The organism is Desulfosediminicola flagellatus, assembly GCF_005116655.2.
GTDB lineage: Bacteria > Desulfobacterota > Desulfobulbia > Desulfobulbales > Desulfocapsaceae > Desulfopila > Desulfopila flagellata.
The window spans coordinates 3,437,653-3,453,121 of the sequence record NZ_CP050698.1 but is presented as its reverse complement, the minus strand read 5'-3'; the positions used below and the strand labels follow the sequence as shown (position 1 = coordinate 3,453,121).

The 15,469-nt window shown below is 49.2% G+C and carries 2 protein-coding genes; both read left to right on the top strand.

What is annotated here, in order from left to right; all coding sequences use genetic code 11:
- Nucleotides 1–268: 268 nt before the first annotated feature.
- A complete protein-coding gene (locus tag FCL46_RS14265) occupies nucleotides 269–10,942 on the top strand; it encodes a non-ribosomal peptide synthetase/type I polyketide synthase (RefSeq protein WP_136807581.1) in 10,674 nt (3,557 codons plus the stop codon).
- A 2-nt stretch (nucleotides 10,943–10,944) separates the two neighbouring features.
- The gene (locus tag FCL46_RS14260) at nucleotides 10,945–15,468 is read left to right on the top strand and encodes a type I polyketide synthase (protein ID WP_136807583.1); all 4,524 of its coding nucleotides are present in this window, start codon (nucleotides 10,945–10,947) and stop codon (nucleotides 15,466–15,468) included.
- Nucleotide 15,469: the final 1 nt, after the last annotated feature.

Here is a 15,469-nt window from a genome sequence, read left to right as displayed (position 1 = left end):
AGGACTGAGGTTAAAGAGGTTAGGACTGAGTAAATTGCATGGAAAAATGCAGTAAGCTTCTGAAACACTACGTTCTTTAACCTTTAACCTTTGGCCTAAGTCCTTATGAACGCTTCCAGTCTATGCAGAATGCTGGAAAAGCAACAGATTCGGCAAATAATGAAAAAATATGGATAATAGGCAGTCCTGGCAATACATCAACATTACTACGGAATAACTACGCGCTGAGAAAGTCAGTGATTCTATAGGATTGGAAATTACCACGTATATGACCACTAATATCGTGCAGGAAACCTCTGAAATGTCAAATAACGGGTCATTTGAAAATCTTGTAAATCTTGCACGTTATCGAGCAGGAGCTGGGAAAGATTATGTAGGATATATCTATCTTCAGGATGGCGAGGAGCCGTCTGATCAACTCACATATGAAGATTTAGATTCCCGGGCCCGTGCAATCGCCGCAACATTACAATCACGCTGTGCTGTAGGAGAGCGTGTGCTTCTGCTGTATCCCTCAGGGCTTGAATTTATGTGCGCATTTTTTGGTTGTCTGTATGCTGGTTGCGTGGCAATTCCCGCGTACCCGCCCAGACGAAATCGTCATGATGCCAGGCTTGAGGGTATCGTCATTGATGCCAGCCCCGTTCTTGTCCTAACTACACGCGATATTGCTGATACATGTGGAAAAAAAGGCGAATCAGATGATGCTTTGTATGCTGTACCGTGGATTGCTACTGATTATAATGAAGCATCCAGCGCTCAGTTGTGGCAGGAATACAATCCCGCTCCCGATTCTACAGCCTTTATTCAGTATACTTCCGGTTCAACATCGCAGCCTAAAGGGGTTTGCGTAAGTCATTTTAATCTCCTTCATAATCTGGAAGACATGCATCTGGGGTGTGCACATGACACGGACAGTGTCATGGTAACCTGGCTGCCCATTCATCACGATTTAGGCCTTATCTACGGAGCACTCCAACCCCTTTACCGGGGATTTCCATGCTATATGATGCCGCCCGCTTCTTTTCTTCAACGTCCGCTTAGGTGGCTTGAGGCGATTAGCCGGTTTAAGGGCACCCATAGTGCAGCCCCCAATTTTGCTTTTGATCTATGTGTTCGTGCTATCGAAGAAGATGAGGTGCCCCGTTTGGATCTCTCTTCAATGCGCATGGTATTGAATGCCGCTGAACCAATCAGGGCAATAAGTCTTCAGAGGTTCTTTGCGCATTTTGCCAAGGCAGGATTTAATCCTACAGCTTTGAGCGGGGGATATGGTCTGGCTGAGGCAACTCTCAAAGTCAGCATGGTGCCTGCTGCTCTGGATACACCAATCTGGAGCTTTGACTCTGTGGCACTTGAGCAAAACCGAGTGGTTCCGGGTGGTGAGAATGGGGCATGGAGTCTCGTTGGCTGTGGTAGAACCGAGTCTGATACCGAGTATCTTATTGTAGATCCTCAAACGCTGGTGAAGTGTGCGGCCGATGAGGTGGGTGAAATATGGGTTAAGGGACCGACAATAGCAAAGGGATACTACAACCGACCTGAAGATAATACTTTAGTATTTAATGCTTTTCTTGCTGATTGTGGAGAAGGGCCATATCTCCGTACAGGGGATCTGGGGTTTGTGTACCGCGACAACCTCTTTGTTACCGGACGAATTAAGGACATGATCATTATTCGTGGAATGAATCATTATCCACATGATATTGAGCTGACCGTTGAAAAAGCATGTCCTGAGTTGCGAGGTGGATGTGGAGCTGCGTTCTCGATTGATTTCAACGGCCAGGAGCGGTTAGTGGTAGTGCATGAACTTGACCGCAAGTACCTGCGCACTAAGGATGCAACCGCGATCATGGCGCGGATGAAGGAAGTTGTGGCAGATGAGCATGGTATTGCGGTGCACACTGTCTGCCTGTTACGAACGAACACCATACCAAAGACAACCAGTGGAAAGATTCAGCGCCAGGCATGCCGGCTGCTCTTTTTAGAAAAGAAACTGAATGTCGTGGCAACACTTGGGAGTAGTGATCGTGAAGTGAGTAGTGATCGGCAGCAGAGAAAAGAGAAAGAGCAGCAGGATTCACATAAGCTGCGTTCAATGATTCTTGATGCCGCAGCATTTCATCTCAATATTGACGTAGCAGAGATTAAATCTGATGAACCACTGGCCCATTACGGTCTTGATTCAGCTGCTGCGGTTGCTCTTGCGGGCGAGATTGAGCGAATTAGCGGTAAACCATGTAGCCCGACAGTATTATATGAATGTGGAACCATAGCATCTCTTCAGGCGTATTTGCTGGGAGACCAGCATGTGTCACTACAGGACAAAAATGTACAGGCTAAGGGCCTGGTATCCAGCACTGATGATGCATCAATTGCGGTAGTTGGAATGGGTTGCCGTTTCCCTGGCGCGGAATCGTTGGAAGAGTTCTGGCACCTTCTCGAAGATGGTACGATTGCAACCGGTGAAGTCCCTCCCGAGCGCTGGGATATCGATGCGTATTATGACATAAATGATTCACCCGGAATGATGAATACGCGCTGGGGTGGGTTTCTCAGTGGCATTGATCAATTCGATGCAGAGTTTTTTGGAATAGCTCCCCGTGAAGCGGATTATATAGACCCTCAGCACAGATTGCTTCTGGAGGTTAGCTGGGAAGCCCTGGAGAACGGGGCTATTCGCCCATCAACGCTTCGCGGAACCGACAGTGGTGTGTTTGTCGGTGTCAGTGCCCACGACTACCTGCAACTCCAGACTGAAGATATCCATTCAATCACAGCGTACACTGGCACCGGTGGGGCGCATTGCATAGCGGCAAACAGACTCTCATATTTCTGGGATCTGCATGGACCGAGTCTGGCGATTGACACAGCATGTTCCTCTTCGCTGGTTGCAATACACCAGGCGGTGACAAGTCTTCGCAGTGGTGAATGCAGTCTGGCGATAGCTGGTGGGGTTAATGCTGTGCTCACTCCACATCTGACTGTAGGGCTTTCTAAAGCAAAAATGATGTCTCCCGATGGTAGCTGTAAAGTATTTGATGGTGATGCTAACGGTTACGTCAGGGGTGAAGGGTGCGGAGTTGTAATTCTTAAACGGATGAGTGATGCGCTTGCTGATGGCAATCGCATATTTGCGGTAATTCGTGGTTCGGCTGTCAGACAGGATGGCAGAAGTAACGGTCTTACCGCTCCTAATCGACTGGCACAGGAATCGGTTATAAGATCTGCACTGCGGGATGCGAATCTTTCTCCGTCGGCCGTCAGTTTTGTAGAAGCGCATGGGACGGGAACAGCTCTTGGAGATCCGATTGAAGTTGAAGCGATTCGGAACGTCTATTCAGATAGGAAAGCTGATAACAGTTGCCGGATAGGATCTGTTAAGGCAAACATCGGCCATCTGGAGAGTGCCGCCGGTATGGCAGGGCTCATCAAGACTATTCTTGCCATGAATAATGGTATAATTCCTGGAAACACTCGCCTGCGCACGCTCAACCCGCTTATAGATATTGGTGGTACCCCGATGATCATCTCTCCCGATTCGGCTATCTGGGAACAGAATAACGGGACCAGGACGGCAGGTGTCAGTTCATTTGGTTTTGGCGGTACTATTGCCCATACGATTGTCTCCGAATTTGATGCTGTTCTCTCTTACTCCGAAGTCTCTTCTTCGTATCATTTATGTACTGTGTCGGCGCATTCTCTTCAGGCTCTTAAAGCCCGGGTTGATAACCTTGTTGAACATATACTGATGAATCCCGGTCAGGCGTTGGGGGATATCTGCTATACGCTTAATCAGGGCCGGGAACACTTCGACCACAAACGAGCGATAGTGGCCGGAACCGTCGATGAACTGCAGCTGAAACTGAAAGAGCTTACGCTGGAAACGCCGAATAGTGCAACCAGCAGGCAGGGAATACCCAGGGACGTAGTGTTTCTGTTTAGTGGTCAGGGGCTGCAGCTTGAAGGAGTGGCCAGGGAACTTTTAAAATCCGAACCGGTATTCAGAGCATGCATAGAAGAGTGTGATCTCATTCTTGAGAATGAACTGAATATTTCAGTCAAAGGTATGCTTGAACAAACCAGTGAATCAAGCGGTCCAGGTTTGCCGACAGATATTCAGCCGCTTCACTTTTCGATTCAATATGCGCTGGCACAACTATGGCTATCGTGGGGCATAGCTCCTTCGGCGGTGCTGGGGCACAGTCTTGGTGAGTACGCTGCTGCGTGTATAGCAGGTGTGCTGGAGTTGCAAGATGCCCTTGTTCTCGTGGCTCATCGGGCACGGCTTGCTGAGGCGTTGCCGGTTTGGGGGGCAATGGCTGCTGTATTTTCAGATGTGCGTACAGTCGAACACGCCATTGAGGGTACGGGGTGTGAAATTGCGGTAATCAACGGGCCGGAACATATCATAGTCTCCGGCAGCAAGAATGCAATTCATGATCTGCTGCCTGTCCTTGAGAACAGTGGGTTACGTTCTATACAGCTCAATGTAACACATGGTTTTCACTCGACCTGTGTCGATCCGATGTTAGATGCATTCGAAGAATATGCAGGGAAAGTCACGTTTACGGAACCGCGTATAGAGATGATTTCGACCCTCACGGGAGATCGGGTAGATAGTGAGATTGCCGGTTCCGGCTATTGGCGCCGCCACCTGCGTGAACCTGTGCAGTTTGAAAAAGCAATGCGTTGCGCCTTAGAGAAACCAGAGACTGTTTTCATAGAAATAGGGTCTTCTCCGACACTCATCAACATGGCTCGCAGGTTTGATGCAGCAAAGCAGGCTGTATGGATACCAACTTTACGTCCAGGCATAAATGATCAGCAAAGTATGCTTGAGGGGTTGGCACAATTGTACACTCTTGGATATCAGATTGATTGGGACAGTTTCTATAGGGGGCGTGCCTACAACATGATTTCCCTGCCGACCTATCCTTTTCAGCGCAAGCGTCACTGGATCGCCAATCCAAAAGAGCGTGTGGCCGCAAGAGTGACAGTAGAGCACCCACTGCTTGGAAATCGTCTGCATCTTGCCGGCTCGGATGGGCGAATCATCTGGGAGAATATTTTGGGTGAGATGGATGTTCTCTATCTCAAAGATCATGTGGTTAACGGAGTTATTGTATTTCCCGGGGCGGCATTTACAGAAATGATTGCATATGCGGCACGTTCTTCTGGTATCAGGGAGTGTATCGATATATCAAACCTCGAATTCAGCTCACCTCTTGTTTTCACAGGCACCGTCCGTTATCGCCTGCAGACAGTTGTTCAGCGTAAAGGTGATGCTCTTGATTGCGCAATCTACAGCATGGAGAGTGATGCAGAACCGAATGAGAACTGGCGTCTGCATGTGCGGGGAACAGTAACCGGAACTGAATTTTCTGGACGAGTCGTCTCAGTTACAGATGTCGAAAAGAATTGTCCGTCTACTGTTATAGGAACGGACTTCTACAGTGGTTGGCAGAGCCGAGGTAATCATTGGGGAACGTCATTTCAAAGTATCCAACGTATGAGAATTGGAGATTTGGAAACGATAGCATGGTTGCAGGAAACTCCAGAGGTGACACGAGACGCAGGTACGTATGTAATTCATCCTGCTCTTCTTGATGCGTGCGTCCAGGCCATGTCAGGAGGAGCAGAGGGCTCTGGCGCATTTGTCGGCAAGCGGGTGGGGAGACTGCATATCGCAGGTCCACTTACCGGCGAGCTTATCGCCTATGCGCGTTGGACCAAACGGGGCGAGCGGTCGTTAGTGGGTGATTTGACAGTTACTGATGTGAATGGTCGAAACATATTAATGGCCGAGGATCTCGCTTTCAGCTTTCTGGAAGAGGAAAAAAATGAACACTGGCGGCAATGGCTCTTTACTGAAGAGTGGGCTGCGTTTCAACTTCCGGTGACTTCTGCAGTTACAACTCCGGCTGCTTTTCTGGTGGTTGGCAGTCACAACGATTATGCAGAGAGTTGCGTTGAGCAGTTACAGGGGATGGGGCATCGTGTGTTACGTTTAGATGACTGTAATTCCGTAGTTCCGGCTGATGCTCAGCAACCTGTTCAGGGAATTCTCTGTTTCGTCTCTCCTGAACGTGAGCTGTACAATCCTGATGCTATGGCCAAGGCGATTGTCGACCAGGTAATGAAGGCCAGGCAGACAGTCCACCTCATCTCGCGAAATTCAGCCTTTACCCAGGCAAAAATCTGGTTTGTAACCACGAATGTATGGCCAGTGAGTAAAGGAACAGTTCCACAGTCGGCATCGTCTCTCTGGGGGCTTTATTCAGCAATTGCAGCTGAGCACTCAGGAAACCGTGGCGGCCTGATTGATATAGAAGAAGGGATTGATCCCGTTCAGGTTGCACTGGAAATTTCAAGGGCGGTAACAGGGAGTATTCATTGCGATAAATTAAGGATTGGCAGTGAAATCACTACTCCACGCCTTCGAGCTATGAAGACCTTTGCAGGCGAAGATCAGAAGGGTATACGTTCTGATGGAGCGTATCTCATTACAGGCGGTTTTGGAAAGCTTGGCAGTAGTGTAGCGCTGTGGTTGGCGGCTCAGGGAGCACGAAATATTATATTAATTGGCAAGAGTGGTCCTCCAGCCGCACCGCATACAGCTGAGTCTAAGGCAGACAGGAAGGAAGGACGTTTTGGCCTGATAGAACAATTAGAGGAAACAGGAGTAAAGGTGACGAGTGTTACCCTTGATATCAGCGATGCCAATGCATTGAAATTATGGGAGGAAGAGTATAGTCGGCAAGCTAACGAACCGGTTAAAGGAATATTTCATGTTGCCGGTGTGGTTTCAAAAGAGGCACTGGAAGATATCTCAGAAGATGCATGTCTATCGGTCGTAAAGGCGAAGGCCGGTGGTGTTATGGCGCTTGAGCAGGTGTTTGATTTACGCTCAATGGATTTTGTAGCTCTTTTCTCGTCGGCTGCAACGATCATCAATTCTCCGTTTCTTGGCACCTATGCAGCCGCAAATTCCTTTCTGGATAGTTACGCACAGCAACGCAGGCTGGAAGGCTATCCGGTAATAAGCATCGATTGGAGCACTTTTAAAGACGGGGGCATGGCCGTTGTTGCAGAGCAGGCTGGTGATGCGAATTTTTCAAGAACCCTCAAGCCTCTTAGCAACGATGACGGAATGCAGATACTGGGGCAGCTTCTTGGATGTTCTGCTGCTCGAGTTGCAGTTTTGCCTGTTGTCTGGGAAGAATGGCAGGCTGCATATCCGTCACAGTCAGGACTCGTTTATTGGGAGCACGTCTTGTCAGGACTTGCCCGGCATGAACAGATACGCCACAACCTGCCGGACAGAGCAGAACTTTTTGCTTTACCCCACGAGAAACGACATGCGTTGCTCGTTGAAGGACTCTCGCGTCTGGTCTCCCATGCCCTTGGGGCAGGGAAGGAAGGTGTTGATCCTGCGACTCCACTGACAGCTTTAGGCATTGATTCTCTGATGGCTCTGGAAATCCGCGCCTGCATGGAAAAAGCTTATGGTGTCACCTTACCGGTAGTGACTATTATAAGTGGTCCTTCAATTGAATTGTTAGCGCAGTCTCTTGGTGAGTTACTTGACAGTCAGCCGATACCGGGCGCTGAAGATGTTGTCTCAGATTCTGAAGACCAGAATGAAACAGGATTTTTTCCTCTTTCATTCAATCAGTATTCGCAATGGCTGCTTTCGAGCATGTCACCCAAAGTATGCGCCTATCATGTTTCTTTCTCAGCGCGAGTAATCAGTGCTCTTGATAAGCACGCGCTGCAACGTTGTCTCCAGGCGCTGGTAGAGCGCCATGCATCACTTCGTACCACATACTCAGTGCATAATGGCGAAATTTCACAGGAGGTACATGCGGCAGGAGATGCATTCCTGATTGAGACAGATGCTACAGGTTGGAGCGACGAAGAGCTTTTTCAGGGGGCTCGAAAGGCCTATGCTCAGCCCTTTGACCTTGTTGCCGGCCCTCTCATTCGGGGGCATCTATTCACCCGCAGCGCTTCGGATCACGTTTTTCTACTGGTGGTACATCATATTGGTTGTGATGGCTGGTCGTTATGGCTTCTTCTTGAGGAGCTTGCGACCATCTATGCTGCAGAAACAGGTATGTCGAGTGGTGATCTCCCTTCGTTGGGGGCGAGCTACATCACTTGTGCTAAAAGACAGTTGGAAAAATGGTCAGGAACTGAAGAACTGAGAGCAGGGCAGAAGTTCTGGGCTGAACGCTTAGCGGATATTCCGCTTATGCTCGAACTTGTAACGGACTATCCTCGTCCGCTAACTCAAAGTCTCAACGGCTCTTCGCGTTCTTTTTCTATTTCTTCATCGGTAACTCATAAACTCAAGCGGATGGCCAGTGAACAGAATACAACGATGTTCACGTTACTGATGGCAGCGTATCACGTATTGCTTCACCGCATTACTAACCAGACGCAGATACTTGTAGGATCGCCAACGGCTGGACGTATAGATTCTGATACTGCACGCACTGTCGGCCATTTCGTCAATATGATTGTTATCCGTGGAGATCTGACAGCAAATCCATCATGGCGTGAATTTGTTGAAGTGATGCGCCGGGAAATAATCGAATGTCTTGAATTTCAGGATTTTCCATTTCATTTATTGGTTGAACATCTTCAGCCAGAACGGTTACCGGGACGTACCCCGGTTTTTCAGGTCGATTTCACCTATCAACGTGCGCACACAAATGCGGAACTGATTGATTTTATGGGCGGTACGAGCAGCGATACGAGATTGTACTGGGGAACCTCAGAGCTTGCACCATTTGTTGTTCCACAACAGGAAGGGCAGTTTGATCTATCGCTTGAGATGGCTGAGGGGGCAGAATCGCTTTTTGGCTTTATGAAATACAATAGCGATATCTTCCGCCCTGAAACCATCGATAATCTCTGCAGATCATTGTGCATGATTGTAGAGTCTGTATGTGACTCTCCGGAGTTGCATATAGCCGAGATCCCTCTTCTGGATTCGCATCAACTGCAGACAGTGAATCAATGGGCACAGTCAGTCACCAAAGAAGTGCCGGATTGTTGTCTGCAAGAATTGTTTGCGGTGCAGGCTTCCTTAATTCCCGATGAACAGGCTGTTGTCTACGGCAATCATTCTATTACATATCGTGAACTTGATGAGCGTTCCGACGCTATTGCCTGGTGTTTGCAGGATCTTGGTGTTGCTTCCGGTTCTATAGTCGGTGTCTGTCTCGAACGTTCAACAGATTTGATTGCCTCGTTGCTTGGTGTTCTGAAAGCCGGAGGTGCTTATCTGCCACTGGATGTAACTCATCCGGAATCACGCAGAAGGGAGATGCTGATTGACAGCGGTGCCGGAGTATTGATCACAGCAGATACCGCAGAAATTTCAGCGGTGCCGGGTTTACGTGTCTGTGATCCTGCATCTGTTATTGCCAGGGCCGAGCGGTTTGCCGCGGAGAAGGCTGTATATCCAACTGATCTGGCGTATGTGATATACACATCCGGCTCTACAGGTAAGCCGAAAGGAGTGATGATTGAACATAAATCAGTGGTGAATTTGATCACTGGTCTAAATGATGTCATCTACTCAAAATATGAGAGCAGCCAGCATGTATCGGTATTTGCGTCAACGGTGTTTGATGCCTCTGTGCAGCAGATATTTGGTGCCCTATGCGGTGGCCACACCCTGCATGTGCTGACCGAAGAGTGTCGCCGTGACGGCAAAATTCTTCTGGATTACTGGCGACAGAGCGGAGTGACGATCGCTGATGGTACACCGACTCTGCTTGGAATGATGCTCGATGCAGGTTTATCAGAGGTAGAGGGCTTGTCGCTTAAGCATTTAATCATAGGCGGAGAACAACTCGCTCGTGAACTGGTAAGCAGATTGAAATCAGGGCCGGGGAGTGACATTAGCATTACAAACATTTATGGCCCTACTGAATGTTGTGTTGATGTCACAGCCATGGATCTGGATCCATACGATCTTCCGGATGAGACGATATTGCCGATTGGCCGCCCCATGGCAAATGTGCAGGCATACATACTCAACCAGAAGAAGGAGCCTGTGGTGCCGGGTATGCCGGGAGAACTCTATATCGGTGGCCCAAGTGTCGGCAGGGGATATCTTAATCAGGCTGAGCGCACTGCGGAATGTTTTGTTACAAACCCTTTTGAGCCGGGAACCCGACTGTACCGTACCGGAGATCGTGTTCGTTTTCTGCCGGATGGCGTGATTGCCTTTCTGGGTCGGATTGACAACCAGGTTAAGGTCAGAGGGTTTCGTATTGAACCCGGCGAGATCGAACACCGGCTACGTCGCTGCACAGAGGTGCGGGATGCTGTGGTTATCGTCAGGGAAGATATCCCGGGTGACCGGCGTCTGGTTGCCTATCTTATTGTTGGTGGCGAAGCCGTTAGCACCGGGGACATTCGCGGTCAACTGGTAGCTGACCTGCCGGATTATATGATTCCTTCTCTCTTTGTTGTTATGCCATCGTTTCCGTTGAGCTCAAGTGGCAAAGTCGATCGGAGGAAATTACCTAAACCGGTTGAAGGATCGATATTACCTCATACTATCTCAGCCAAACCCCAAACGGATTTTGAACGGGAAGTAGCCTCAATATGGAAGAATATTATCGGCCTGAAGGAAGTGGGGCTGCATGATAATTTTTTCGATCTTGGCGGAAACTCGCTACTTTTGACGAAGGTGCAGATTCGTCTGCAGGCTGCACTTGGTCGTGACATAGGTATTACAGAACTGTTTCGCTTTCCTACCATCCATTCGCTGGCGGAATTTTACGCCAAGGATGAGCAGGATTTGGCGGAGGATCACCGGGAGGAGGAAGGAAGACGACAGCAGCAGAAAAGACGAGCAGCAGGTTTAGGGAGTGTGCGACGGTCGATTCGTAAAGGTCTTACGGAGACGGAGGCATAGCTATGGTCGATACTGCTGAAACAGATATTGCTGTCATTGGTATGAGCTGCCGTTTTCCCGGGGCGAATAATCCTTCCTCCTTTTGGAGGAATTTGATCGAAGGACGTGAATCTATAACGTTTTTTTCGAGAGAGGAACTTGCCGCGGCGGGTCTGGATAGTTCGTTGTATGACCACCAAAGTTATGTGCGGGCTCGCGGAGTGCTTGATAACATAGATTCATTTGATGCAGCAGCTTTTGATATGACACCTTCAGAAGCAGCAATGACTGATCCTCAGCATCGACTTTTTCTTGAGTGCGCCTGGGAAGCAATGGAAGATGGCGGGTATGATGGTAGCAATTACCGCGGTCCTGTTGGCGTATACGGTGGTTCAGGTGCAAACAGTTATCTGCGTGATAATGTGCTGCCTGTTTCCCATAAGGATGATCTGGCTGGCCTGTATCAGGTTATGCAGGCCAACGAAAAGGATTTTCTGGCAACAAAGACCGCCTATAAACTTAACCTGACCGGTCCGGCCATAACTGTGCAAACGGCGTGTTCCACCTCGTTGGTTGCTGTTCATTGCGGTTGCCAGGCGATACTAAACGGCGAGTGTGATATGGCTCTTGCGGGAGGAGTTTCCATCTTTCTTCCCCAAATATGCGGCTATCGGTATCAGGAGGGGATGATTCTTTCTCCTGATGGGCATTGCAGGGCATTCGACGCCTCGGCGAGTGGCACTGTAATGGGTAGTGGTGCCGGTGTTGTACTGATGAAACGGCTGGAGGATGCTCTTGAAGACCGGGATTATATTTATGGGGTTATTAAGGGCGGCGCCGTAAACAATGATGGTGCTGGCAAAGTCGGTTTTAGTGCGCCGGGGGTTGAAGGTCAGATTACGGTTATTCGTGAGGCCCTGGCTGTGTCGGGAGTTTATCCGTCTGAAATCGGCTATGTCGAGGCCCACGGAACTGCAACCCCAATGGGAGATCCTGTGGAGATCGAAGCGCTCAGAAGGGCGTTTGGAAAGAAAAGCCAATTTCAGAACGAGTGCTTCATCGGCTCAGTGAAAACCAACATTGGTCACTGTGATGCGGCATCGGGGATAGCCGGGTTCATTAAGACATTACTTACCTTAAAGAACGGGATCATTCCACCTTCGCTGCATTACGAAAAACCGAATCCTGCTATCAATTTTGAGGACACCCCTTTTAAGGTGTGCACGAGGCCAACCAATTGGGAGGCACGAAGTGGACCGAGGCTTGCGGGAGTAAGTTCGTTTGGCATGGGCGGCACCAATGCTCATGTTATCGTCCAGCAAGCACCAGACCGTAAAAAAACTGCCAGTCGCCGCAGCTTCAGTCTGCTGCCGATTTCGGCTAAGACTGTCACTGCTGTAACAGCATCTGCGCATCAATTGGGAGGGGATATCGAAGCTCATCCTGAAAAAGAGATGCAGAATATTGCATTTTCACTTCAGGTCGGTCGGCGACCACTGAACAACAGAATATTTTATATAGGTAGCAACCGAAATGAGGTGACGAAGGCATTGTCAGAGTCTCACGATGTTGATCGTCTTCGGATCTGTACGCTTGATGGCAGGATGTCGCCTGTTATTACCTTTATGTTCCCGGGGCAGGGAAGCCAGTATGTTGGGATGGGACGGGAACTGTATGTAACAGAGAAGGTTTTTCGTGCAAATATAGATTATTGCGCAGAAATATTGATTCCTGTTTTGGGTTTAGATCTGCGCAACTACATTAACACCAGAGATAATTCTCTTGCTGAAGAATTACAACAGACGTCCATTGCACAGCCGGTGCTCTTTAGTGTGGAGTATGCCTACGCCATGTTGCTGGCTGAATGGGGAATCCATCCTAAATCAATGATAGGTCACAGTCTGGGTGAGTATGTCGCTGCCTGTATGGCCGGTATTTTCAACTTACCTGACGCGCTTCGGCTGGTTGCAGCACGCGGAGCACTTATGCAGCGGCAGCCAAAGGGACTGATGGTCGCAGTGGCACTGGCACCTCAAGAAGTAGTGCCATTTTTGAGTAAAGAGGTTTCTCTAGCGGCCGACAATGGTTCTTCATGTACAGTATCAGGGCCATCCGCAGCGGTTCATGATTTTATTGGCCTGTGTTCATCTGAGGGAATTGCGCATACTGTTTTGAAAACTTCCCATGCTTTTCATTCTGCTATGTTTGACGAAGCAATGGATGAGTTTGCGGCTATCGTAAAGGATATACCACGTGAGGTGCCACGAATAGAGATATTATCAAACCTTACCGGGCACCGGCTTTCAGACCACGAGGCTGTGGACCCATGGTATTGGGCACGACATCTGCGACATACTGTCAGGTTCAACGATGGGCTGGATGCTCTGCTAACCGCGCCGGGACGTCTACTGCTTGAAGTCGGACCCGGAAACACTCTTGCCGGTATAGCCATGCGTGACAGGTCTCTTGAAGAGAACCAGCATATTATTGGTGTGGGGTGTCATCCGCGCGATGAGACAGGATGCGACAGGGCGCTCTTTTCCGCTATCGGCAAGATGTGGACATTTGGTGTAAAGGTCGATTGGCAGGCTTTCAATGAGCATGATGATGTACGGCGTATTCCTCTTCCCACCTATCCATTTGAGCGTGAGGTGCACTGGATGGCAGCCGTGCAAAAGTCAACGTCAGTGTCTGAAGACAAACCTCAGTTGTTACCTGCTGACGAATGGCTTTTTACAGCTGCATGGCGACGTCTATCACAGCGTGAACGGGGAAGCAGCCACAACCACCGAGATCAGTGGATTGTTATCAGTAATTCCGGCCAAGGTTCAGACGCTGTAATCCGGGGCCTGAAAACGCGTGGCGTTCAATTGTCGGTTGTTACTCCAGCTGAAAAATTCTGTGATCACGTTGATGGAAATATCTCGGCAGATGTTAGTGATCCAGAGCATCTGGGGCAACTGCTCCATACTTTCACCGATGCGAAAAAATTGAGCATTGTACATATACCGTCTCTCCATAATCAGTCTTCTTCTATAATTTGGGATGAGCAGACGATTCGTTTTACGATCGCCCTGGCTCAGGCACTGGATACGCATAAGCGAAATGGGCAGGTTTTTTGTGATATACTTACCCACGGGATATATGATATCACAGGTGATGAGCGGCTTATTCCTGCGCATGCTGCTTACGTTGCTATAGCCCAGTCCCTATCCCGCGAATATCCTGCCTTTCACTGTCGCTGTATTGATTGTGGCATCGAGGACACCCATGCCTTGTGGTCTGACACCAGAGTAGAGATGCTGGTGAATGAATTGATGACTGCTGAGCGAAAGCAGACAATTGCTCTTCGTGGTGGTTACCGTTGGCAACAATACTATGAGTCGGTATCTCATGCTGCACCTGATGTGGTTTTTAGAGATCGGGGCACATATCTCATAACTGGTGGACTGGGCGATATAGGTCTGGCTTTGGCTGACTATATATCACGTCAGTGCAACGCCAACCTGATCCTGACAAGAAAATCATATTTTCCTGAGCAGGATGGATGGGACGCATGGTTGGCCGAGCATGAGAATAACAATCAGACATCGGTGATTATCAGTCGTCTTATGACCATGCTTGAACGGGGCACAGCGGTAATGGCAGTGTCGGCTGATGTCAGTTCACAACAGGAGATGCAAACTCTTCTTGCTGGTGCAGAGAACCGTTTTGGCAGAATTGATGGGTGTATCCATGCCGCAGGAGTCACCGGCGCTGATGCACTCTGTTCTTACCGTGACATGACGGTGGAGAAATTTCGGATGATCAGCTCTCCCAAGCTTGATGGCTATCGCATCTTGCGGGATATTATGGCGGATCGGGAGCCCGATTTTCTCATTGCCATGTCATCTCTTTCTGCCATCCTTGGTGGAACGGGAATGGGCGCTTATGGAGCTGCAAATGCCATCATGGCCACACAAATCACCTCTGACAATCGTACAGACGATCGGTGGCTGTGTATTGACTGGGACGGCTGGCGCTTTAATGAACTATCTACTGAATTATCAGAGGACTCATCCGGGGAAAACGATTCAGTCAGATACGCTATTCCTGCCGCAGTTGGTGCTGAACAGCTTGCCCGTCTTGCCCTGGCTCGATGTACAGATCGAGTTGCTGTCTCAACTACCGACTTAACTCCTCGATTGCATTGGTGGTCGCCGGATCGGGTAGAGCCCGGAAGTTTAGGCTGTGCAGGCAACACTGATAACCAACGTTCTGTTGTGCAGAAGCTGAATGATCCTGAAGAAGAATTTGTTGCAGAGATTTGGCGGATCGTGCTCGGGGCGCCTGTGACCGACGGTGATGAGAGTTTTTTTACTCTTGGTGGAAATTCATTACAACTTACTCAGGTCCATTCGCGTCTTAAGGAGTCACTCGGAGTCGAGTTTCCTTTACGCTCTCTTTTTGAAGCACCCCGCCTTGCCGACATGGCGGCACTGGTTCGTCAGCACATGGTGCAGCCAGAAGTCGGGTTTACCCCCCCCCGTGAAGAGATGGAGTTTTGAA

What these genes read in the sequence shown, in the direction of transcription:
- FCL46_RS14260 (WP_136807583.1), top strand. Translation starts at nt 10,945, where the DNA reads ATGGTCGATACTGCTGAAACAGATATTGCTGTCATTGGTATGAGCTGC.
- FCL46_RS14265 (WP_136807581.1), top strand. Translation starts at nt 269, where the DNA reads ATGACCACTAATATCGTGCAGGAAACCTCTGAAATGTCAAATAACGGG.